A 20,631-nucleotide genomic window follows, 5' to 3' on the forward strand; every position below is an offset into this window, starting at 1 on the left:
TATTCGGTGCCTGAGCGCTGCGGTGCTTTTGTCAGGTTTTACTCTGTTGGTGCCATCAGCTGCGCAAGTGGCTAAAAGAGTTGGCGATTAGGGTGTGAAAGGAAGGGGTCGCGGCTCGGGTGGGCGGCAAAACGCTTTGCCACCATATTGCCACTACCGCCTGTGGCGGCAGCTACTGGCCGCCTGACTCCCCTTTGCGCTCGGCTATCTCCTGCGTGCTGGTTGAATAAATAGATCAGCCATTCAAGGGATTAGCCGGTGCGGTGCGTTTTATCATCGTGCTGGCCCCGCTTATGCACTCCTCCTGGCAACACCATCAAGGGTCGTTGTCGCGGAGAGATATCATGATCAGCAGCCTGCTTCCCCTTGCCTCGATCGCCCTCAAGCTGGGCAGCCAGCTGCTTGGCAGCAGTAGCAAACCTGAGCCTGTGCAGCCTGCCGTACAGGAGGATCGCCTTGCCCCGACTGTCCAGAGCTTGTTCCAGCGACTCGGTATCAAGGATGCCGATAGCGAACAGAACCGCTCGGCCATCAACCACTTTATGGGGGAGCTGATGCAGACCCTGGGCAGGAAAATGGCGGCCAATCCCTCCCTGCCGCCATCGATAGCACCCGCAACCAGCTGGCGAGCGGCACCCAGAGCACCCGCCTCGATGCCCTGCAAAGCGAGCTCGATACCCTCAAGGATTCCCTCGGTGCCAGCAATCTCAATCTCGATCAGCTGCTCGGCACCTTTAAACAGACCCTGCCCAATGGCAAGGGGGAGGGAGTGGGCAAACTGCTCAATGCCAGCGCCTGAACTGTGGTGAGCAATAAAAAACGGCAACCGAGGTTGCCGTTTTTCTTTCTATTTCGGATGACTATTACCGTGGATTAACCCACCCGTTTGGCCAGCCACTGCTCTGCGGCAGTAAGGGCCGCTTCTACCTGCTCGCGGGCGACGCCGCCTTTGGCGACCCGCTTGGCCAGGGTCGCTTCCAGTTCCAGATTGGGGTAGACGTCGAACTCGATCACCGGGCTGAAACGCTGGAACTCGCCGATGGAGAGCTCCTCCAGCGGGCGGCCCACGCTGATGGCAAAGACCACGGTTTCACCGACGATATGGTGCGCTTCACGGAACGGAATCCCTTTGGCCACCAGATAGTCTGCCAGCTCGGTAGCGTTGGCATAGCCGCCCTGCGCCGCCGCCATGGTGCGCTCGCCGTTCACCTTCAGATCGATCAGCACCAGCGCCGCCATATCGAGGCAGTCGTGCCAGGTGTCGAGGGCATCGAACAGTCCCTCTTTGTCTTCCTGCATGTCCTTGTTGTAGGCCAGCGGCAGCGCCTTGAGGCTCATCAGCATGCCCATCTGGGCGCCGACCACCCGACCGGTCTTGCCGCGAATAAGCTCCAGCGCATCGGGGTTCTTCTTTTGCGGCATCAGCGACGAGCCTGAGGTCACCGCGTCGGAGAGCTCGACAAAGCCCGCCTCGCCGGTGTTGTAGAAGATAAGGTCTTCGGCAAAGCGCGACAGGTGGGTCATGGAGAGGGACGCCACGTGCATCAGCTCCACCACGTGATCCCGATCTGAGACCGAATCCAGACTGTTGCGGGTGGCGCCGGCAAAGCCCATGTCGAGCGCCAAGGCTTCGCGGTCGATGGCGTAGGCAGTGCCCGCCAGCGCGCCGCAGCCGAGCGGGCTGGTGTCGAGGCGTTTCAGCGCATCCTGCAGGCGGGAGTAGTCCCGTTCCAGCATCTCCACATAGGCCAGCGCCCAGTGGGCGAAGGTGACCGGCTGGGCCCGCTGCAGGTGGGTGTAACCCGGCAGCACGGCCGCCTGATTGGCGCGGGCCGAGGCGACCAGCCCCTGCTGCAGGGCGGTGATGGAGCCGAGCAGCAGCTCGCCCTGCGCCTTGCACCAGAGTTTCAGGTCGGTGGCGACCTGATCGTTGCGCGAGCGGCCGGTGTGCAGTTTCTTGCCGAGATCGCCGACGGCGGCAATCAGTTGGCTCTCGACCCAGGAGTGGATATCTTCGGCGTCCGAACTCAGGATCTGCTGGGGATCCTGCTGCACCGAGGCGAGCAGCACCTCCATCGCCTGTTGCAGTTTGCCCTGCTCATCGGCGGTCAATACGCCCACTTTCACCAGCGCTTTGGCCCAGGCCATGGAGCCCTGAATATCCTGCTCCGCCAAGCGGTAATCGAACCGCAGCGAATCGTTGAACTGCTTGAACCGGCTATCGGCTCCCTGACTGAAGCGTCCACCCCAAAGTGCCATACTGCTCTCCTTGAATGCGTTGTCGGCGGCGCCCTGGCCACCGAGCTTGAAATCGTGCCCTGTTTTTCTGCGAGTCTGTTATCTCACAGAAGTGGCCGGGGCGCTGCCGCTCTTGTCACACCTGCCGATGATGGCTCAGGGGCTATGCCCTCTGCCTGTAGAAGAGGGGGCCATGCCCCCTCAACGGAATCAACGGGTTATCGCGCTTGCTTAGCCGTGGGTGTGAGCGCCACCGATAGCCTGATGTTGTTCCTTCATGGCGCGGATCCGGCTGGCCAGGGTGTAGAGACGGATAAAGCCTTCGGCATGGCTCTGGTCATACACTTCGTCGGCGCCGAAGGTGGCGAAGTCTTCGGAATAGAGGCTGTTCGGCGACTTCTTCTGCACCGCAGTGACCTGACCCTTGTACATCTTCAGCACCACTTCACCATCCAGATCTTCGGCGATGGCGTTGGCCGAGGCGAGGATCGCCTTGCACAGCGGAGTGAACCAGCGACCGTCATAGACCAGATGGGAGAACTCGGCACCCAGCTTTTCCCGCCAGGCGCGGGTCGGGCGATCCAGTACCAGCTCTTCCACGGCGCGCAGCGCGGCGACCATCACGGTACCGCCCGGGGTCTCGTAGCAGCCGCGGGACTTCATTCCCACCATCCGGTTTTCGGTGATGTCGATGCGGCCCACGCCGTGCTTGCCGGCACGCTCGTTCAGGGTCATCAGGATCTGGTGCGGGCTGAGCGGCTGGTCGTCAACGGCCACCACTTCACCCTGCGCCACGGTCAGCTTGACGTACTCCGGCTGATCCGGTGCCTGTTCGGCCGGTACGGTCCACTGCCAGACCGCTTCGGACGGCTCGTTCCAGGTGCTCTCCAGCTCGCCACCCTCGGTGGAGATGTGCCAGGCGTTGGCGTCGCGGCTGTAGATCTTCTTCAGGGTCGCTTTGCAGGGGATGTTGCGGGTCTCCAGATAGGAGAGCAGATCTTCCCGGGAGCGCATATCCCAGATCCGCCACGGGGCGATCACTTTCAGCTGAGGTGCCAGCGCAGCGACCGCACCTTCGAAACGCACCTGATCGTTACCCTTGCCGGTGCAGCCGTGGGAGATGGCATCAGCCCCTTCCGCCAGTGCCGCTTCGACCATCGCCTTGGCGATCACCGGACGGGCCATGGAGGTGCCCAGCAGATAGGTGCCTTCATAGACGGCGCCGGTCTTCAGGGTCGGGTAGACGTACTCTTTGACGAACTCTTCCCGCAGATCCTTGATGATGCACTTGGTGGCACCGGAGGTGATGGCCTTCTGCTCGATCCCTTCCAGATCGTCGCGCTCCTGACCCACATCGGCCACGAAGGCGATGATTTCGGCGTCATAGTGCTCTTTCAGCCAGGGAATGATGGCCGAGGTATCCAGTCCACCCGAGTAAGCCAGTACGATCTTGTTGATTCCGCTCATGTTACTTCTCTCCGTGATGATTCGATGATGATTCAATAAAAAGGGTCGTGATTCAGGTTGATTGCCGCGTTACTTGTTGCCCTGACTATTTATGCCCAAACAGGGTCAGCAACACGGCGTTCTGGATATGCATCCGGTTTTCGGCCTCGTCCATGATGAGGGAGGCGGGGCCATCCATCACCTGCGAGGTGATCTCCAGCTCGCGGTGCGCCGGTTGGCAGTGCAGCACGTGCTGGATGCCGGTCCGGTCGAGCAGGGCCTGGTTGATCTGGTAAGGCATAAAGAGGTCTTTGACCTGCTCCATCGGGGTGTTGTCACCCATGGAGACCCAGGTATCTGTGTAGGCCACGTCGAACCCTTCGATATCCGCCACGTCATCGCTGATGTGGATGGTCGCCCCTGACTTGGCCGCCAGCGCCTGCGCCTGCAGGAAGATCTGGGTATCCGGGCCGTGACCTTTCGGGCAGATCAGGGTCACGTCGGTGCCCAGGGTCGCCCCCAGCAGCAGCAGAGAGTGGCTGACGTTGTTGCCATCACCGAGGTAGGCAAGCTTCACCTTCGACAGGTCGTCGTAGTGCTCGGCAATGGTCATAAAGTCGGCCAGCCCCTGACAGGGGTGGTAGAGGTTGCACAGGCTGTTCACCACCGGCACTGTGCCATGCTCCGCCAGCTCGACCAGGGTCTGGTGATCGAACACCCGGGCGACGATGGCATCACACCAGCGAGACAGGTTGGCGGCGAAATCCTTCACCGACTCCCGCTTGCCCAGCGCGCCGTTCTGCTGATCCAGATAGACGCTGTGGCCGCCCAGTTTGGCGATGCCGATGTCGAAGGTGACCCGGGTGCGCAAGGAGGGTTTCTCGAACAGGGTGACCACGCTCTTGCTGGCCAGCGCCTGGCTGTACTTCTTCGGGTCGGCCTTGACCGCTTTGCCCAGCGCAATCAGCGCTTCAATCTGGGCTTTGTTCAGATCACTGTCTCTCAGAAGATGTTGCATCGGATGTTCCTTGTTCCGGTGGAGATCAAATGGCCACTTGGGTGCCGACCGCGCCGCCAGCCAGCAGCTTGAGCAGCTGATCCGGGTAACGCCAGCTGGCGACACAGACCGGCTTGCCGAGAGTCTCGGCGGCGTGCAGGGCCGCTTCTACCTTGACCGCCATGCCATCGCGGATCACCCCTTTCTCCATCAGATCCAGCGCGGTCAGCTTGTCGAGCTGGGGCACCAGCTTGCCCTTGCCATCGAGGATGCCGCTCACGTCGGAGAGCATCACCAGATCGGCACCGAGCGCTTCGGCGATGGCGGTGGCCGCCTGATCCGCGTTGACGTTCATCAGTTGCCCCTCGGCGGTGATGCCGATGGAGCTCACCACCGGCAGGAAGCCCTGACCGAGGATGCCTGCTACCAGCGCCGGGTTGCCCGGCTTGCACTCGCCGACAGCGCCGAGATCCGGGTCGAGCTGGGTCACCTGACAGAGGCCGCCATCCGCCAGACAGAGCCCCACCGCCGGAATGCCGGTGGCGATCGCCTTGGCCATCATCTGCTTGTTGGCAGTGCCCGCCAGCGCCCCGGCAATAAAGGGGATCTGCTCGAACGGGGTCACCCGCAGGCCATTCTTCTTGGTGGAGGTGAGACCCAGCCCCTTGAGCAGGTCATCCACCAGACAGCCACCGCCGTGCACCAGCACCAGCGGACGGTGCTGATCGTCGAGAAAGGTTTTGAGGGTGGCGAACAGGGCGGTCAGCGCCTCGTCGTTCTCGATAAGGGCGCCGCCCAGCTTGATTACCAACGTCTGTTTGTCCATGTTCGAGATCCTTCCTAAGTCCTTAAATCAGGCCGGTGGCCGGTTCAAAACCAAATTTGATATTTATGCACTGCATGGCTTGCGAGGCGGCGCCCTTGAGCAGGTTGTCGATGGCAGAGACCACCACCAACATGTTGCCCTGCTGTTGCCAGGCGATATCGCAGTAAGGGGTGTTTGCCACACCGCGAATAGAGGGCATCTGGCCGGTGAGGCGCACCAGCGGCTTGCCTTCGTAAGCCTTGAGGAAGGCCTGATCCACTTGAGTGGGGGTGACGCCGTCCGCCAGCTGCACATAGATGGTGGCCAGAATGCCGCGCACATAGTTGCCAAGGTGGGGCTGGAACAGCACCTCCTTGCCGAGGTGGTGGCTGATCTCCGGCTGGTGTCTGTGATTGAAGGTTCCGTAGGGATTGAGGCTCACTTCGCAGAAGCTGGTGTTGATGGCCGCCTTGCGTCCTGCGCCGGAGACCCCGGAGACGGCGTTGATGATGGGCTGCCACCCCTTGGCAATCAGACCATCCTGCTGCAGCGGCTTGAGAGCGCACAGCGATGCGGTCGGGTAGCAACCAGGCACCGCAATCAGCTGGGCGGTTGCGATGGCATCGGCATTCCACTCCGCTAGGCCATAGACGGCCTGATCCAGCCACTGCTCGCTGTCGTGGGTGAAACCGTAAAAGCTGTCGTAAAAGCCCTGATCCTTGACCCGGAAGGCGCCGGAGAGATCGAACACCGGCAGCCCCTTAGCGAGAAACTTGGGTGCGAGCTCGGCGCTCACCTCGTGGGCGGTGGCCAGCAGCACCAGATCGGCCTGGGTCAGGATCCGGGTCATGCCGTCGTCGTCCAGCGGCAGCAGCGGCTGATCGAGAGCACCGACCCATTGGGGATGCAGGGAAGAGAAGCGCTTGTGGGCATCCTGACTGCCGGCGGAGACATAGAGGCCGAACAGCTTGAGTTGTGGGTGGTTCTGTACCAGTGCGGCCAGTTCGGCTCCCGCGTAGCCACTGGCACCGACGATAACGGTGTTAAGCATGTTGAATATTCCAAGTCAGAGTTCGAGATTCACAGCATGACGCTGCAGTGCACAAGGGTGTTCGATCGCCCCTTTGCACAAGTGCGGAGGGGCAATTCAGGCGGGTGTGTGTCGTCGGTTATAGATCAGGTGACAGAACATTAACTTTCCCTTACAACTAGAAGCCTTTGTTGATGAGCCAGATATTCAGGTAAAATTACAGAATATTCATGCACTCACTTTGCATTTGTATTTTCTAACAGAAACATTCCGGGGACGCAAGGAGGAGCTGATGGCCAATCTGGATTTTTTTTCACTTTATAAGAATATTATTGCGATTCCCTCTATCAGCAGCACGGATCCCAAGTGGGATCAGAGCAACGAGGCGGTGATCCGGCTGCTGGCTGACTGGTTCGGTCAGCTCGGTTTTAAGTGCGAGGTGACGGCGCTCCCCGACCTGCCGGGCAAGTTCAATCTGGTGGCGACGATCGGTCAGGGGGAGGGCGGTCTGCTGCTGGCGGGTCATACCGATACGGTGCCGTTCGATGAGGGGGGGTGGAGCAAGGATCCCTTCAAGGTGACCGAAGAGGGCAATCGTCTCTATGGCCTCGGCACCATCGACATGAAGGGCTTCTTCGCCTTTATCGTGGAGGCGCTCAAAGATATTGACCTCACCAAGCTGACCAAGCCGCTGCGCATTCTCGCCACTGCCGACGAAGAGACCACCATGGCGGGGGCCCGCGCCATCGCCGCCGCAGCCGAGCTCAAACCCGACTACGCCGTGATTGGCGAGCCGACCGGACTGGTGCCGGTGGTGGCCCACAAGGGGCATATGTCGGAGGCGATCCGCATTACCGGCAAGAGCGGTCACAGCTCGGATCCCGCCAACGGCGTCAACGCCATGGAGATCATGCACAAGGCGATGGGGCAGGTGCTGCGCTTGCAGCAGGATCTGAAAGATCGTTACGCCGACTACCGCTTTGCCGTGCCGCAGCCGACTCTGAACCTGGGTTACATTCAGGGCGGCGACAGCCCGAACCGCATCTGCGGCTGCTGCGAGCTGCATATCGACCTGCGACCCACTCCGCAGGTGGGGCCGGATGAGTTGATGGGGATGCTCAAAGAGGCGCTGTCACCCATCGAGATCCACCAGCCGGGCTGCCTGCATCTGCAGCATCTGCATGAGCCCATTCCCGCCTACGCCTGCGCCGACGACTCTGTGCTGGTGCGCGAAGCGGAGAAGGCGAGCGGTCGCGCCGCCGAGTCGGTCAACTACTGCACCGAGGCGCCGTTTATCCAGCAGCTTGGCTGCGAGACCATAGTGATGGGCCCTGGTCATATCACCCAGGCGCACCAGCCGGATGAGTATCTCGACCTCTCCTTCGTCAAGCCGACCACCTCGGTTTTGCAGCACCTGATCAGACGTTTTTGCCTGTAGCGGCGGCGGTGAAAGGGGTGTAAGAACTGTAAGTAAGTTACATAACAAGCCGGTTGTGGAGTGGTGAGGGAAATACATGTTCTGAATCGGCCTGTTATTTGACCTTGCGCAGACAATCTGGGTAGATTGTCACCCTAAGATGACGGAGCATATGTTGTAATCGCACAACAATAAGTGAGGTCGTCTAGCACCCCGGATGGGTGTCAGGCACCAACAAGATAAGGATGTGGAATGAACGAAAAGTACGCCGCACTACGCGCCAACGTAGGTATGCTGGGTCAGCTGCTGGGTAAATCCATCAAGGATCATCAGGGTCAGGCCTTTCTCGACAAGATCGAAACCATTCGCCAACTGGCCAAGTCCTCCCGCAAGGGCAATGAATCAGACCGGGAACGTCTGCTCGATACCCTGCGAACCCTGAGCGATGATGAACTGCTGCCGGTGGCCCGCGCCTTCAGCCAGTTCCTCAATCTGGCCAACGTGGCGGAACAGTTCCACACCATCTCCCGTCGCTGCGAAGAGCAGGTCTGCACCCCGGACCCGCTGGAGCAGATGTTCGACAAGCTGAAAGCCTCCAACCTGTCGCAAGAGGCCATCATTGCGGCCGTGCGCGAGCTGGATATCGATCTGGTGCTGACCGCTCACCCCACCGAGGTGACCCGCCGCACCCTGATCCACAAGCACGTACAGCTCAACGACTGCCTCGAGGCGCTGGAACTTTCCGACCTGCTGCCCCGCGAGCGGGACAAGATCCTCAATCGCATCGAACAGCTCATCAATCAGGCGTGGCACACCAACGAGATCCGCGAACAGCGCCCGACTCCGGTCGACGAGGCCAAGTGGGGCTTCGCCGTGGTGGAGAACAGCCTGTGGCCTGCCATTCCCGAATTCATGCGCAATCTGGACGAGCGTCTGCAACACCATCTGGGTGTGCGGCTGCCGCTGGATGCCGCGCCGGTCAAGTTCACCTCCTGGATGGGCGGTGACCGCGACGGCAACCCCTTCGTCACCGCCAAGGTGACTGCCGAAGTGCTGGAGCTGGGCCGCTGGATGGCGGTGAGCCTGTTCTACAAAGACATCAAGGAGCTCACTTCCGAGCTCTCCATGTCCGACTGTACCGACGCCGTGCGTGCTCGCGTTGGCGATCACCCCGAGCCCTACCGCGCGCTGGTGCGCGAGCTGCGTGAAGCGCTGCGCGAAACCAAGGAGCACCTGACCGCCAAGGTGCAGGGTCAGGCGAGCGAGAGCCAGGATCTGGTCAAGACCACCGCCCAGTTGCGCGAGCCGCTGGAGCTCTGCTACCACTCATTGCACGCCTGCGGCATGGGCAACATCGCCGATGGCATGCTGCTGGATGTGCTGCGCAAGGTCGCCTGTTTCGGCATCCATCTGGTCAAGCTCGATATCCGTCAGGATGGCGAGCGTCACGGGCTGGTCTTCTCCGAGCTGACCCGCTATCTGGGTCTGGGTGACTACGCCGAGTGGAGCGAAGATGACAAGCAGGCCTTCCTGCTCAACGAACTGAACTCCCGCCGCCCGCTCATTCCCCACGACTGGGAGCCGAGCGCCGAGGTGCGCGAGACGCTGGATACCTGTCAGGTCATCGCCCAGCACGACCCCGATGCGTTCGGCATCTACATCATCTCCATGGCCGGTGCGCCGTCCGATGTGCTGTCGGTGCAACTGCTGCTCAAAGAGGTGGGCTGCAAGTTCCGCATGCCGGTCGCACCGCTGTTTGAAACCCAGGATGACCTGATGGCAGGCACCGCCGTGATGGAGCGTCTGCTCTCGGTGGACTGGTATCGCGGCTACATTCAGGGCCGTCAGTACGTGATGATCGGTTACTCCGACTCTGCCAAGGATGCGGGCATGATGGCCGCTGGCTGGGCCCAGTACGCCGCCATGGAATCCCTGGTGGGACTGGCTGAGGCCAACAATATCCGCCTCACCCTGTTCCATGGCCGTGGCGGTACCGTCGGTCGTGGTGGTGCGCCAGCCCATCAGGCCATCCTCTCCCAGCCGCCGGGATCCCTGCGCGGCGGTCTGCGTACCACCGAACAGGGGGAGATGATCCGCTTCAAGTTCGGTCTGCCGAAAGTGGCGATCAAGAGTCTGGAGCTCTACACCAGCGCCGTGCTGGAAGGGAACCTGCTGCCACCGCCCAAGCCGAAAGAGTGCTGGCGCGAGGTGATGGAACAGCTGGCCGCCGACTCCTGCGATCACTACCGTAGTATCGTGCGCGGTCATCCGGACTTCGTCCCTTACTTCCGTGCCGCTACCCCGGAGATGGAGCTCGGCAAGCTGCCGCTCGGCTCCCGTCCCTCCAAGCGCAAGCCCAACGGCGGCGTCGAGAGTCTGCGCGCCATTCCGTGGATCTTCGCCTGGACCCAGAACCGCCTGATGCTGCCGGCTTGGCTCGGTGCCCACAAGGCGCTGCAGCAGGCGATCGACGGCGGCAAGCTGGCGGTGCTGGAAGAGATGAGCGCCCAGTGGCCCTTCTTCCGCACTCGCCTCGAAATGCTGGAGATGGTATTCCTCAAGGCGGACGTCTGGCTCGCCGAGTACTACGACACCCGTCTGGTGCCGCAGGAGCTGTGGGGCCTTGGCAAACAGCTGCGTCAGGAGCTCGCCGAATCCATCGAGGTGGTGCTGAAACTGAGCCCGCGCGGGGATCTGCTGGAGGATCAGCCCTGGATCAAGGAGTCCATCAAGCTGCGCAACCCCTACACTGACCCGCTCAACGTGCTGCAAGCCGAGCTGCTCAACCGCTCCCGCAACCACCCGGAGACCCTGCACCCCGAGCTGGACAAGGCGCTGATGGTCACCATCGCCGGTATTGCCGCAGGTATGCGCAACACCGGTTGATAGCCAGCTCAATCCAGCAGGCTTCAGTTATATCCATCAAGCCAAAGGGTGCCGACAAGGCGCCCTTTGTTGTTTCTACGATCTCGCTTGGTTTACAGGTTGTCTCTATGGGGTTGCCGCTGCCAGCGCGGCTATCTCGCCGCCGCTGATAAGCGGCAGGTTGCGGCTGATCTGCTCCACCGGCCAGTCCCACCAGGCGATGGCATTGAGACGGGCGATGGTGTCGTCGTCGAAGCGGTAGCGGATCACCTTGGCGGGATTGCCGCCGACCACGGCATAGGCGGGCACGTCACCGGTGACCACGGAGCGGGCGGCGATAATGGCGCCGTTGCCGACCTTTACTCCCGGCATGATCAGGGCGTCATAGCCGATCCAGACATCGTTGCCGATCACGGTATCCCCCTTGTAGGGGAGGCTGCCCGGGGCGGGTGCGGCATGTTCCCAGCCGTTGCCGAAGATAAAGAAGGGGTAGGTGGAGAAGCCGGAGGTCTGGTGGTTGGCGCCATTCATGATGAACTTCACCCCGCGGGCGATGGCGCAGAACTTGCCGATGATGAGCTTGTCGCCGATGAAGGGGAAGTGGTAGAGGACGTTGCGCTCGAAGCCCGCCGAATCCTCCGGGTCGTCGTAATAGGTGTAGTCACCCACCTCGATATTGGGCCCCTTGATGGTGTTTTTGATAAAGCACACCTGGGGAAAGCCGTTCATGGGGTGGGGATTGGCGGGATCGGGTCCGTGCATCTGGTCTCCTTGGATTGGCCGGGCTAGAGCGCCGGGAAGTAGCAGGCGCTCATGTCGATGGGGTGATCTGGGCAATTGGGTAGATAGAATTGCCAGCCCGCATCGGAGAAAGCGCGCAGCTCGGTTTCGACAAACTTGATGGCGAGGCTCAGGGCCTGCAGGCTGTCGATGCCGTAGATAAAGGTCTTGTCGCTCAGCCCCGCCAGCTTCACCTTGCAGCGCCAGTCACCGCTGGCGGACTTGGGATCCGGCTCGGGGGCCTTGATGGCGATCTTGAGGGTGAGCTGTTCCCCTTCGGTGCTGATAGCGTCGAAGCGGGCGGTAACGATGGCGTTTTTCATCTGGCGATTCCTTTTCCGTGGTACAGCCCCTGCGGTTGCGGGTGGCTGGCTCCCTGATGGCTGATGAGGTGAAAACTGGACTCAGGACGGCCAGCGTAAATGAACTTGTGAGTTGAAACAATGGGATATGCGCGACCGGGGGAGGGGGCTTTCGCCGCTGTGAGCGAGCGCAGTGGCGGGAGTAGCAACGCGCTGGCCACCCGTGGTGGCCGAGAGGCTGGCAGGCTGCTAGATGTAAAGGATTGTTGGCTGTGGCCGCAGATTTTTCTGCGCTGACGATGAGGGCGTGTGATTCCTCTTGAGGCAGAATATCTCCCCCCTGTTTGACGTTGAAGTACAGGAGTCTCCGTGGCGCTTTCGGTAACCCAGCTTTATGAAGTGATGGCCCAGCTGCCAGATCCCGTCTTTATTCTCAGTGAAGATGGCTATTACGTGGAATATATCGGCGGCATGGAGCAGCAATCCTATCACGACGGCAATCCGCTGGCGGGCAAGCAGCTGGCCGATGTGCTGCCACCCGAGATGGCCATGTGGGTCAAGGCGCAGGTAGCCGAGTCGCTGGCGAGCGGTCAGGTGCGAGTGGTGGAGTATGAGCTCTCAGCAGCCGAGGTGGGGGGATCAATGCTGCCGCCGGGCCGCAAGGGATACAGCGTTTCGAGGGCAAGATTGCGCCGCTGCCCTCCCTCTATGATGGCAAGCGGGCGGTGGCCTGGGTGACCCGCAATATCACCCGCCAGTACGAGTTGCAGCAGCGACTGCTGCGCCAGAGTGAAACCGACCAGCTGACTGGCCTCCATAACCGCCGTTTCTTCTTCGAGCACTGCCAGCCGTTGCGTGCAGGAGATGCGCCCTGCGGTCTTATCATGCTCGACATCGATCACTTCAAGCAGATCAACGATCGTTACGGCCACCAGCAGGGAGATCGGGCCTTGCAGCGCTTCAGTAGTTGTATCGATGCCCTGTTGCGGGCGGACGATCTCTTTGTGCGCAGCGGTGGCGAGGAGTTTCTGATCCTGCTGCCGCGGATCGATGAAGCCGGTTTGCTGCAGATGGCGGAGCAGATCCGTGCCGCGGTCGAAGCGCTGCCTGCCGATCCGGTCGCTATCACGGTCAGCTTGGGCACAACCCTGGTGCAGCCGGAGGAGGAGATCAATCAGGCGCTGGCCCGGGCCGACGAGTGGCTCTATCGGGCCAAGCGGGCAGGGCGCAACCGGGTGGCGCACTGCCCGGCAGGTTGAAAGTGCCGCTCCGGTCGCTGTGGGAAATAGCCTGCGCTTTTACCCTGAATAAATTGGCTGACATCACTGTCAATTAGTAGAAAAGTTGGCCGTATTATTTAACTCATATTCCACAGCTTAAGGTGTTAATATTATCGGCCTGTTCGCTGGTCTTATTTATGTTGTTGGACAACAGCATGAGGTATTATCGGTATGTTATCAAACAGGCGTGAATCGGGTTTTGGGTGACGAATGTGATACATCCTGTTGTCTTTTGAAACATTCCGATTCAAACAGTCATGAATTATTAACCTTGACCCGGATAGCGATTTCAACGATGGTAGCGTGGCAGCTCCGTTTCTCTCCGGTGGCCCAGTTGGTCGCTGGCGGCGTTGTTTTTTTCATGTGCAGGGCGATATGCAACGACATATCTCCAGCCTGTTATTCGGGCCAATAAAAATAATGATGACAGATTAATAAGGTATATATTGCAATGAGTGTTTCTATTGCTGAAAAGAGTAACCCTGTTTCAAAATTGAAATGGGAGAAAAGCGATTCGGTATGGACCATGGGCCTATATGCCACTGCTGTCGGTGCCGGTACGTTATTTCTCCCTATTACTGTTGGCAGTAATTCCCCGGTTATTTTGCTGTTTATTTTATTGCTGGCTTTTCCGCTTTCTTATTATTCCCACCGTGCATTGAGCCGCTTTGTGCTCTCCAGCTCCCATCGGGAAGGGGATATCACCCATGTGGTGGAGGAGCACTTCGGTGCCAAGGCGGGCAAGCTGCTGATGCTGGTCTATCTGATGGCCTTCTACCCCATCATTCTGGTCTACAGCATCTCCATCACCAATGCGATCCAGAGCTTCGTGGTCCACCAGCTGGGGGATGCCGAGCTTCCGCGCGGCTTGCTGGTGCTGGGGGTGATGCTGGGCCTGCATCTGGTGCTGCTGGCTGGCAAACAGATCGTGGTGTCGGCCATCAGCGTGCTGGCACTGCCGATGGTTGCCTTTCTGATTGGCCTCTCCATCTATCTGCTGCCCCAGTGGAGCCTCTCCTATTTCAGCGAGAGTCAGGCGGTGGATTGGCGTGACCCGGCGTTCTGGAAATCCCTCTGGCTGATCGTGCCGGTGATGGTCTTCTCCTTCAGCCATGCACCTATTATTTCCTCCTTCAGCGCGGCGCAGAAGAAGCGTTGCCAAGAGAGTGCCGATCTGCGCGCCAAGCGGATCATCAAGTACAGCAGTATGCTGATTTGCGGCAGCGTGCTCTTTTTCGTGGTGAGCTGCGTGATGAGTCTGAGTCAGGCCGAGATGGCGCTGGCCCGCACCGACAATATCTCCGTGCTGTCGGCGCTGGCGAACAAGTTCTCCAACCCGCTGATCGCCTATGTGGGGCCGCTCATCGCCATTCTGGCCATGTCCAAATCTTTCCTAGGCACCTCCATGGGGGTGAGCGAGGGGACGGTGAGCATGGTGAGCGGTGCCTGTCAGGGGCTGGGGCTCTCTCTCAAGGAGTCGACCATCGCCCGGGTGTCGTCGGTGATCCTGTTTATGGTGACCGCCGTCATCACCTATCTGAACCCCAACGTGCTCGACATTATCGAGCGCGTCAGTGGCCCGCTGATCGCGGTGATCCTGTTTCTGCTGCCGGCCTGCTCCATCTATCGCTTGCCCGCACTCAAGCGTTATCGCGGGCCGAGTACCCTTTTTGTGTTGGTGATGGGGCTGCTTGCCATCTCGGCCCTTATCTACGATCTGCTTTGACCGGGCGGTATCCCGCACAAATCAAAAAGGGCGACCATCTGGTCGCCCTTTTTCTGTGCATCGGGGTTAGCCGAGCAGGTCGCTGGCGCTCTGGCCCGCCATCAGCAAGCCGATGGCCAGCACGCTGAACCAGACCAGGGTCGCACTTACCAGCAGATAGCCGCTGGCGATGAACAGACCGTCCCGCTGCAACATGCCGGTGGCCAGCAGCAGGATGGCCCAGGCAGGCATGGCGTTGGTGAACGGGATGGCGCCCAGGGGCAGCATCAGCAGCAGGGCGGCCAGCATGATCAGCAGGCCGTTGCAGCGGTTGACCGTGTTGCTGCCGGTCAGCACCAGCAGGCGCGGGCGGATAACGCGATCGACCCGGGCCAGCAGATCCGCCCCCTTGTGCAGGGTCGGCTTGAGCTGGTCGGCGGCGAAGCGGCGCTCCATCAGCATGGCGGGCAGCCAGGGCACTCGATTGAGGGTGATGCCGATCCCGATAAAAAGGATCAACAGGCCAAACGGGGTGCTGACCCCGGGAATGGAGACCGGCAGCAGGAAGGGGACGGTGAGCAGCACGCAAAACAGCAGCATGCCCTGTTCACCCACCAGCGCGAGCATCTGGCGCAGGCTAATGTGGCTCTCGTCGATGGCATGCGCTGTGGCCCGCAGGGTATCCGCGAGGGTAGTTGTGGGGTCGTTGAGTTGCGCGGCAACCATTCCCTGATGTCCTTTTGAGTGGTGATAACGGGCCCCGATGACCCGATTTGGCGCCAGCATACGTGGCAGAGGTTAACCGTCGATGAATGGTGGCAGGGGGGCATAGCGGCGCCAGTGGGGCGGCTCGGCAGAGGTTCCGGCGAGAGGGAAATCCCGCGATGAAAGTGATCCGGTACAGCCGCCGTTTAGGATGGGCCTAGGACGCCTCTGGTATGCTTTCTGCACAATCACACAGGGAGCAGGGGATGATGATGAAGAGAGCCGGGATAGTGATGATGGGGCTGTTGCTGCCACTGGGGCAGGCCTGGAGTAGCGAGGCCGCGACCACATCCGGTTGGCAGGTGACGCCATTTTCCGGCTACAGCTCAGCCATCGATTTTGAGAAGAGTGATGAGGTGCAGCCGGTCTCTCGCTCGGCCTCGCTCGATTCACTGCAAGGACAGAGCTCCGGCAGCTGGGGCTTCTTTATCAGCAAGGAGGTGGATGATCCCGGCATGATTGAACTGCTTTACAGCCACCAGTCCACCACCCTCTCTCCCGACCAGCCGGATCGCCTGACGGTGGACACCCTGCACTTTGCCGGTGCACTGACTCTCTCTGACAACCTGATGGCGCCCTATATCGGCGCCGGGATCGGGGTGACCCGCTTTGCCGCCTACGACAGCGAGGTGACTCCTTCCATGTCGCTGGCGCTCGGGGTGCAACCGCGCCTCGCCGAGCATCTGGCCCTGCGGGCCGAGGTGCGCGGTTATGGCTCGCTGGTCAACGACAACAACCAGTTTCTCTGCAACCCGGAGCAGTGCGTGTTCAAGGTGCGCGGGGAGCTGGTAACTCAGTGGCAGGCCAATATCGGTCTTACCTTCCGCTTTTAGGCGGGGGGATTTTCCCACATGAAACAAGGGCCCTTGGGCCCCTGTCTCAGCAGCAATCTTCCGCCGTGATCGGCAATCAACCGGCAGATCTTCACGCCTCCTTGTTAGTCGGCATCGCCCATACCGCGCAGTTTCTGCCCGCCTCCTTGGCGCCATAAAGCGCCTGATCCACCCGTTTGAACAGCGAGACGGCCGGTTCCTTGGGCTCGCGGATCCCCACTCCCAGACTGACCGTCATGGTATGGGCCGGGTCGGGGGCTATGGTGCGGGTCGCAGTGAGCAGGGTGTTGGCCAGTTGCTGCAGCTCGGCTTCGTGGGCGATGGGCAGCAGCAGGGCAAACTCTTCACCCCCGACACGGGCAGCCAGCGCACCGGGCGGGCAGTGCTGTTGCAACAGCTCGCCAAACTGCTGCAACACCCGATCCCCGATATCGTGGCCGTAGTTGTCATTGATCACCTTGAAGTGATCCAGATCCAGTAGGATGAGAGCGTGGCAAATCCCCTGTTCCAGAAACAGCTGCTGATGAAAGTAGCGCCGGTTTGGCAGCCTAGTCAGATCGTCAAACAGCGCCTGTTGTCTGAGCTGGGTATTGATGTGAAAGAGATGGTGCATGGTGCTCAGGATGCCGATGCTGCTGAGCAGGATGCCACTGGAGCGCAGCAGATCCTCGGCATAGATGGCGAGCCAGAGTGGCTGCGCCACCAGCTCATCCATGATGTCGGCGGTGGCCCCCATGATCCACAACATCAGACCGCAGGAGAGCATGCGGTAGGTGTGGGTGGGCAGGTGGGCGCACTGCACTACCCAGAACAGGAACAGCATGGTGAGCCAGTTGATCACCTCGAAGCCAAAGCTGACGGCGTAAAAGCGCTCGTAGGGGAAGTGGGGCAGCAGCAACAGATGAAGGGCCATGATGGCCAGCATCACTATCCCCAGCAGCGCGATGTGGGCGCGATGTTCCCGGTCGAGATGACGGTAGTGGGAGAGGCTGATGTCGAGACGATCGAACTGCATGGTGTTCCTCGGATTGGGCCTGCCATCAGCTTGCAAACAAGAGGCTGCGTAATGGCATGCCGTGGTCGGATAACAGGAAACGGCTGGTCTGTCAGTGTAAACGAGCGGGCCCGCAGCGCGCGATATCGATGACGTCAGCTTGTGGGCTGGCTCAGGGTTTGCGCATTTCTGGTGCGTGAAGTATCGCCTGCCCTGTGACAGGGCGACCCTGGGCAGGTTAGCGCAGCTCATGCGCCAAATTGGTGCGTTGATGATGCGTGATCTTGCTAATGCATTGATTTAGAAGGATTTAAATTTGTGGCCCGCTTTATGCTTTTTACATGTCAGACGGTCTCTTGCGGTCATCGGCGGCAGATGCAGTGATGAGGAAGTGGCAAGAGACATCCCCGTGCCGGGCGCGGGTGTGATTCTGGCGGGTTGCAGCAACACCTTGCGGTTCGCCACAGATTCAATCAGGGAAACGGAGCCGGTCTTGTACCGGTACGACAGGGAAGGAGAGTGCTCTATGGTCAAAAAATGGATGATGGCGGGTCTGACGATGTTGCCTGCCTTGCTGGTTACCCCAAGTTGGGCCGAAGAGGTCGCTCAGGTACAGGCGGCGGTGGCTCCGGTTGCCGCCATGACAATCAACAAGGGTGACAACACCTGGATGCTGCTCTCGGCGGCGCTGGTGATCCTGATGTCGATCCCCGGTCTGGCCCTCTTCTACGGTGGTCTGGTGCGGGCCAAAAACATGCTGAGCGTGCTGATGCAGGTCTTTACCCTGTTCTGCCTCATCTGTGTGCTCTGGGTGATCTACGGCTATTCGCTGGCCTTTACCGAGGGGGGCAATTTCTACGGCTCCTTCAGCAAGGTGCTGCTCAAGGGGGTGACCCCTGACTCCATCGCTGCCACCTTCAGCAAGGGTGTCGGGATCAGCGAGCTGATCTATGTGGTGTTCCAGGGGGCCTTTGCCGCCATCACCTGCGGCCTTATCGTGGGGGCGTTCGCCGAGCGTATCAAGTTTGCCGCCGTGCTGCTCTTCTCGGTGATCTGGTTCACCTTCGCCTATATCCCGCTGGCTCATATGGTGTGGTACTGGGCGGGTCCGGATGCCTATACCAGCGCCGAGGCTGCGGCCACGGCGACTGCAACGGCCGGTTATCTGTTCCAGCATGGTGCGCTGGACTTTGCAGGCGGCACAGTGGTGCACATCAACGCCGCCGTAGCGGGTCTGGTGGGTGCCTATCTGGTGGGCAAGCGTCTGGGCTACGGTCGTGATCCCATGACCCCCCACAGCCTGACCATGACCATGATCGGTGCCTCCCTGCTCTGGTTCGGCTGGTTCGGTTTCAACGCGGGCTCCGCGCTGGAAGCCAACGGTATCGCCGCTCTCGCCTTTATCAACACCTGGGTAGCGCCGGCTGCGGCAGCTCTCTCATGGACGCTGGCCGAGTGGGTGATGAAGGGACGTCCCTCCCTGCTGGGTGCGGCATCCGGTGCGGTGTCCGGTCTGGTGGTGATCACCCCGGCAGCCGGTTTCGTCGGTGTGGGCGGTGGTCTGGTGATGGGACTTATCAGTGGCGTGGCGGGTCTGTGGGGTGTCCACGGTCTCAAGCGCATGTTGGGAGCCGATGACAGTCTGGACGTGTTTGGCGTACACGGGGTGTGCGGTATTCTCGGCGCCCTGCTGACCGGCGTATTTGCCAGCCCGGATCTGGGCGGCACCGGGGTGTGGGACTATGTCACCAATCAGGTTGCCGAGGGCTACTCCATCCTGACTCAGGTGAAGATCCAGGCTATCGGGGTCGGTGTCACCCTGCTCTGGTCTGGTGCCGTGGCGGCGATTGCCTTCAAGGCGGTCGACATGCTGGTGGGTCTGCGGGTGAACGGCGATGCCGAGCGGGAAGGGCTGGATGTCACCTCCCACGGCGAGAAGGCTTACAGCATGTAATCCCGAACGTCAGACAACAAAAAACCGCCGGAACCGGCGGTTTTTTTATGACTCTAAAGCTGCAAAGCCTGAGTTCACACGCTTAGTTCACGACGGCCACGTTGATGCTGCCATTGCCCTGGGTCATGCGCACACGGGCGCCCGGGGTGAAGGTGGGGCTGGCTTTCTGCACGACCACGATGGCTTCGCCGTTCTCTTTCTTGATCTCCAGCTCGACGCCGTCGACCTGATTCATCTTGTTGCCGATGGCGTTACCTGCCGCTGCACCGGCGATGGCGCCGCCTGCGGCTGCGATGTCACGTCCGGTGCCGCCACCGACTGTGCTGCCCAGCAGGCCGCCGACTACGGCGCCGCCAATGGTGCCAATCAGGGAGTTCTCATCGGCCTGGATCTTCACCGGGCGGGTGGAGATGATGGTGCCGTAGCTGACAGTCTGCACCTGTTTGGCGCGGTCTTTGGTGTAAACATCGCCAGAGTAAACGTCACTGTTGGCGCATCCGGTGATGGTGGTTGCTGCCAGCAGGGCAATAAGGGTCATACGCTTCAACATGGTGGGCCTCCTGGGCTGCACGTAATTTGAACAATCCGGTTGATGAGTGAACTTTACTCCAACCCCGTCACACATGAAATCGGCAAAATGTAACCAATTATGCGTTCTGTAACCGGTTTTGTCCTTGAATCGCAGCTGTACCGGAGAGGGTTTTAACCAGCAGCAGACGGTCTTCTCCGGGGCCGAAATAGTCGGCTACTTCCGCCTGCAATGTGTAACCGAGCCGGTAGTAGAGGCGCTGGGCCGGATTGGCCGGATCGACCGTGAGCCGCAGTTCGCTGATCTGCAGCGCCTGCTGGTTGGCCTCCATCTGGCGCATCATTCGCTCCGCGAGGCCGAAACCGCGCGCCTCGGGCAGCACCGCCAGCGAGAGCACCCAGCCTTGCGACCGCTCCTGACCGAATCCCCCCAGCACATACCCCACCAGCTGCCCCTCGTATTCGGCCACCAGCAACAACTCGGGCCACAAATCCATCGCCTGACGGAAGAAGAAGGCGGGATAGACATCTTCGCCAAACACCTTGGCATCGATCTGCCAGATGGCGTGCATGTCATGGTGGGTGGCGGTGCGTAGCAGGGGCGGGTTGTGGTGCATCAGGACTCCATCGGCAGCAAAGGATCGGCAACGCCGCTGACCTTGGGGTCAACGGCAAAAAAGGAGTCATAGGGT

Annotated in this window: 16 protein-coding genes and 2 pseudogenes; 7 read left to right on the forward strand and 11 right to left on the reverse strand. The window is 60.5% G+C overall.

Annotated features, from left to right (window positions below):
• The first annotated feature begins 344 nt into the window (after nucleotides 1-344).
• Nucleotides 345-799: pseudogene (locus ACTG2U_RS15270) on the forward strand (hypothetical protein).
• A 74-nt stretch (nucleotides 800-873) separates the two neighbouring features.
• On the opposite strand, the gene argH reads toward ACTG2U_RS15270, so the two are convergent.
• From argH to argC, 5 genes are all read right to left on the reverse strand, one after another.
• Nucleotides 874-2,259: an argininosuccinate lyase gene (argH, locus tag ACTG2U_RS15275; RefSeq protein ID WP_439974698.1), complete on the reverse strand. Its 1,386-nt coding sequence runs from the start codon at nucleotides 2,257-2,259 to the stop codon at nucleotides 874-876.
• Nucleotides 2,260-2,469: 210 nt separating this feature from the next.
• Entirely contained in the window at nucleotides 2,470-3,705 is a 1,236-nt protein-coding gene (locus ACTG2U_RS15280; protein WP_439974699.1) for an argininosuccinate synthase, read from the reverse strand.
• An 85-nt stretch (nucleotides 3,706-3,790) separates the two neighbouring features.
• Nucleotides 3,791-4,702 (reverse strand): ornithine carbamoyltransferase, encoded by a 912-nt coding sequence (locus ACTG2U_RS15285; protein ID WP_439974700.1) that lies wholly within the window; start codon nucleotides 4,700-4,702, stop codon nucleotides 3,791-3,793.
• A 25-nt stretch (nucleotides 4,703-4,727) separates the two neighbouring features.
• Nucleotides 4,728-5,507, reverse strand: a complete 780-nt coding sequence (argB, locus tag ACTG2U_RS15290) for an acetylglutamate kinase (RefSeq protein WP_005336097.1) — start codon at nucleotides 5,505-5,507, stop codon at nucleotides 4,728-4,730.
• A 22-nt stretch (nucleotides 5,508-5,529) separates the two neighbouring features.
• The gene (gene argC, locus ACTG2U_RS15295; RefSeq protein WP_110304444.1) at nucleotides 5,530-6,537 is read right to left on the reverse strand and encodes an N-acetyl-gamma-glutamyl-phosphate reductase; all 1,008 of its coding nucleotides are present in this window, start codon (nucleotides 6,535-6,537) and stop codon (nucleotides 5,530-5,532) included.
• Nucleotides 6,538-6,808: 271 nt separating this feature from the next.
• Here argC and argE point away from each other — a divergent pair, with 271 nt between their 5' ends.
• Both argE and ppc read left to right on the forward strand, forming a co-directional pair.
• Nucleotides 6,809-7,954, forward strand: coding sequence for an acetylornithine deacetylase (gene argE, locus ACTG2U_RS15300; RefSeq protein WP_439974701.1), 1,146 nt, complete (start codon nucleotides 6,809-6,811; stop codon nucleotides 7,952-7,954).
• A gap of 231 nt (nucleotides 7,955-8,185) precedes the next feature.
• Nucleotides 8,186-10,819: a phosphoenolpyruvate carboxylase gene (gene ppc, locus ACTG2U_RS15305; RefSeq protein ID WP_439974702.1), complete on the forward strand. Its 2,634-nt coding sequence runs from the start codon at nucleotides 8,186-8,188 to the stop codon at nucleotides 10,817-10,819.
• Nucleotides 10,820-10,924: 105 nt separating this feature from the next.
• Here the strand turns inward: ppc and ACTG2U_RS15310 are convergent, their stop codons facing one another.
• Together ACTG2U_RS15310 and ACTG2U_RS15315 are read right to left on the reverse strand one after the other, a co-directional pair.
• Nucleotides 10,925-11,560, reverse strand: a complete 636-nt coding sequence (locus ACTG2U_RS15310; RefSeq protein WP_439974703.1) for a Vat family streptogramin A O-acetyltransferase — start codon at nucleotides 11,558-11,560, stop codon at nucleotides 10,925-10,927.
• A 23-nt stretch (nucleotides 11,561-11,583) separates the two neighbouring features.
• Nucleotides 11,584-11,901: a DUF6968 family protein gene (locus tag ACTG2U_RS15315; protein ID WP_005355042.1), complete on the reverse strand. Its 318-nt coding sequence runs from the start codon at nucleotides 11,899-11,901 to the stop codon at nucleotides 11,584-11,586.
• 348 nt (nucleotides 11,902-12,249) lie between these two features.
• Between ACTG2U_RS15315 and ACTG2U_RS15320 the strand changes: the two are divergent.
• Together ACTG2U_RS15320 and ACTG2U_RS15325 are read left to right on the forward strand one after the other, a co-directional pair.
• Nucleotides 12,250-13,139: pseudogene (locus tag ACTG2U_RS15320) on the forward strand (diguanylate cyclase).
• A 472-nt stretch (nucleotides 13,140-13,611) separates the two neighbouring features.
• A complete protein-coding gene (locus tag ACTG2U_RS15325; RefSeq protein WP_101530032.1) occupies nucleotides 13,612-14,886 on the forward strand; it encodes an amino acid permease in 1,275 nt (424 codons plus the stop codon).
• A 66-nt stretch (nucleotides 14,887-14,952) separates the two neighbouring features.
• On the opposite strand, the gene ACTG2U_RS15330 is transcribed toward ACTG2U_RS15325, so the two are convergent.
• Nucleotides 14,953-15,591: an exopolysaccharide biosynthesis protein gene (locus tag ACTG2U_RS15330; protein ID WP_439974704.1), complete on the reverse strand. Its 639-nt coding sequence runs from the start codon at nucleotides 15,589-15,591 to the stop codon at nucleotides 14,953-14,955.
• A gap of 251 nt (nucleotides 15,592-15,842) precedes the next feature.
• Here ACTG2U_RS15330 and ACTG2U_RS15335 point away from each other — a divergent pair, with 251 nt between their 5' ends.
• On the forward strand, nucleotides 15,843-16,463 hold the full coding sequence (locus tag ACTG2U_RS15335; protein WP_157162428.1) for an outer membrane beta-barrel protein: 621 nt from the start codon (nucleotides 15,843-15,845) through the stop codon (nucleotides 16,461-16,463).
• A 91-nt stretch (nucleotides 16,464-16,554) separates the two neighbouring features.
• Here ACTG2U_RS15335 and ACTG2U_RS15340 read toward each other — a convergent pair whose 3' ends face one another.
• Nucleotides 16,555-17,478 (reverse strand): GGDEF domain-containing protein, encoded by a 924-nt coding sequence (locus tag ACTG2U_RS15340; protein ID WP_439974705.1) that lies wholly within the window; start codon nucleotides 17,476-17,478, stop codon nucleotides 16,555-16,557.
• 505 nt (nucleotides 17,479-17,983) lie between these two features.
• Here ACTG2U_RS15340 and amt point away from each other — a divergent pair.
• Nucleotides 17,984-19,411, forward strand: coding sequence for an ammonium transporter (gene amt / locus ACTG2U_RS15345; protein ID WP_005342989.1), 1,428 nt, complete (start codon nucleotides 17,984-17,986; stop codon nucleotides 19,409-19,411).
• A gap of 82 nt (nucleotides 19,412-19,493) precedes the next feature.
• Here the strand turns inward: amt and ACTG2U_RS15350 are convergent, their stop codons facing one another.
• Both ACTG2U_RS15350 and ACTG2U_RS15355 read right to left on the reverse strand, forming a co-directional pair.
• The gene (locus tag ACTG2U_RS15350; protein WP_005340126.1) at nucleotides 19,494-19,961 is read right to left on the reverse strand and encodes a glycine zipper 2TM domain-containing protein; all 468 of its coding nucleotides are present in this window, start codon (nucleotides 19,959-19,961) and stop codon (nucleotides 19,494-19,496) included.
• 97 nt (nucleotides 19,962-20,058) lie between these two features.
• Complete coding sequence (locus tag ACTG2U_RS15355) at nucleotides 20,059-20,556, reverse strand: GNAT family N-acetyltransferase (RefSeq protein WP_064339292.1); 498 nt, start codon at nucleotides 20,554-20,556, stop codon at nucleotides 20,059-20,061.
• Nucleotides 20,557-20,631: the final 75 nt, after the last annotated feature.

It is taken from the genome of Aeromonas sp. 95A, from assembly GCF_051919235.1.
Classification (GTDB): Bacteria; Pseudomonadota; Gammaproteobacteria; order Enterobacterales; family Aeromonadaceae; genus Aeromonas; species Aeromonas veronii.

Bases quoted from the DNA above. Each gene is read 5' to 3' on its own strand.
- argH (WP_439974698.1), bottom strand. From the start codon at position 2,259: ATGGCACTTTGGGGTGGACGCTTCAGTCAGGGAGCCGATAGCCGGTTC.
- ACTG2U_RS15280 (WP_439974699.1), bottom strand. From the start codon at position 3,705: ATGAGCGGAATCAACAAGATCGTACTGGCTTACTCGGGTGGACTGGAT.
- ACTG2U_RS15285 (WP_439974700.1), bottom strand. From the start codon at position 4,702: ATGCAACATCTTCTGAGAGACAGTGATCTGAACAAAGCCCAGATTGAA.
- argB (WP_005336097.1), bottom strand. From the start codon at position 5,507: ATGGACAAACAGACGTTGGTAATCAAGCTGGGCGGCGCCCTTATCGAG.
- argC (WP_110304444.1), bottom strand. From the start codon at position 6,537: ATGCTTAACACCGTTATCGTCGGTGCCAGTGGCTACGCGGGAGCCGAA.
- argE (WP_439974701.1), top strand. From the start codon at position 6,809: ATGGCCAATCTGGATTTTTTTTCACTTTATAAGAATATTATTGCGATT.
- ppc (WP_439974702.1), top strand. From the start codon at position 8,186: ATGAACGAAAAGTACGCCGCACTACGCGCCAACGTAGGTATGCTGGGT.
- ACTG2U_RS15310 (WP_439974703.1), bottom strand. From the start codon at position 11,560: ATGCACGGACCCGATCCCGCCAATCCCCACCCCATGAACGGCTTTCCC.
- ACTG2U_RS15315 (WP_005355042.1), bottom strand. From the start codon at position 11,901: ATGAAAAACGCCATCGTTACCGCCCGCTTCGACGCTATCAGCACCGAA.
- ACTG2U_RS15325 (WP_101530032.1), top strand. From the start codon at position 13,612: ATGAGTGTTTCTATTGCTGAAAAGAGTAACCCTGTTTCAAAATTGAAA.
- ACTG2U_RS15330 (WP_439974704.1), bottom strand. From the start codon at position 15,591: ATGGTTGCCGCGCAACTCAACGACCCCACAACTACCCTCGCGGATACC.
- ACTG2U_RS15335 (WP_157162428.1), top strand. From the start codon at position 15,843: ATGAAGAGAGCCGGGATAGTGATGATGGGGCTGTTGCTGCCACTGGGG.
- ACTG2U_RS15340 (WP_439974705.1), bottom strand. From the start codon at position 17,478: ATGCAGTTCGATCGTCTCGACATCAGCCTCTCCCACTACCGTCATCTC.
- amt (WP_005342989.1), top strand. From the start codon at position 17,984: ATGGTCAAAAAATGGATGATGGCGGGTCTGACGATGTTGCCTGCCTTG.
- ACTG2U_RS15350 (WP_005340126.1), bottom strand. From the start codon at position 19,961: ATGTTGAAGCGTATGACCCTTATTGCCCTGCTGGCAGCAACCACCATC.
- ACTG2U_RS15355 (WP_064339292.1), bottom strand. From the start codon at position 20,556: ATGCACCACAACCCGCCCCTGCTACGCACCGCCACCCACCATGACATG.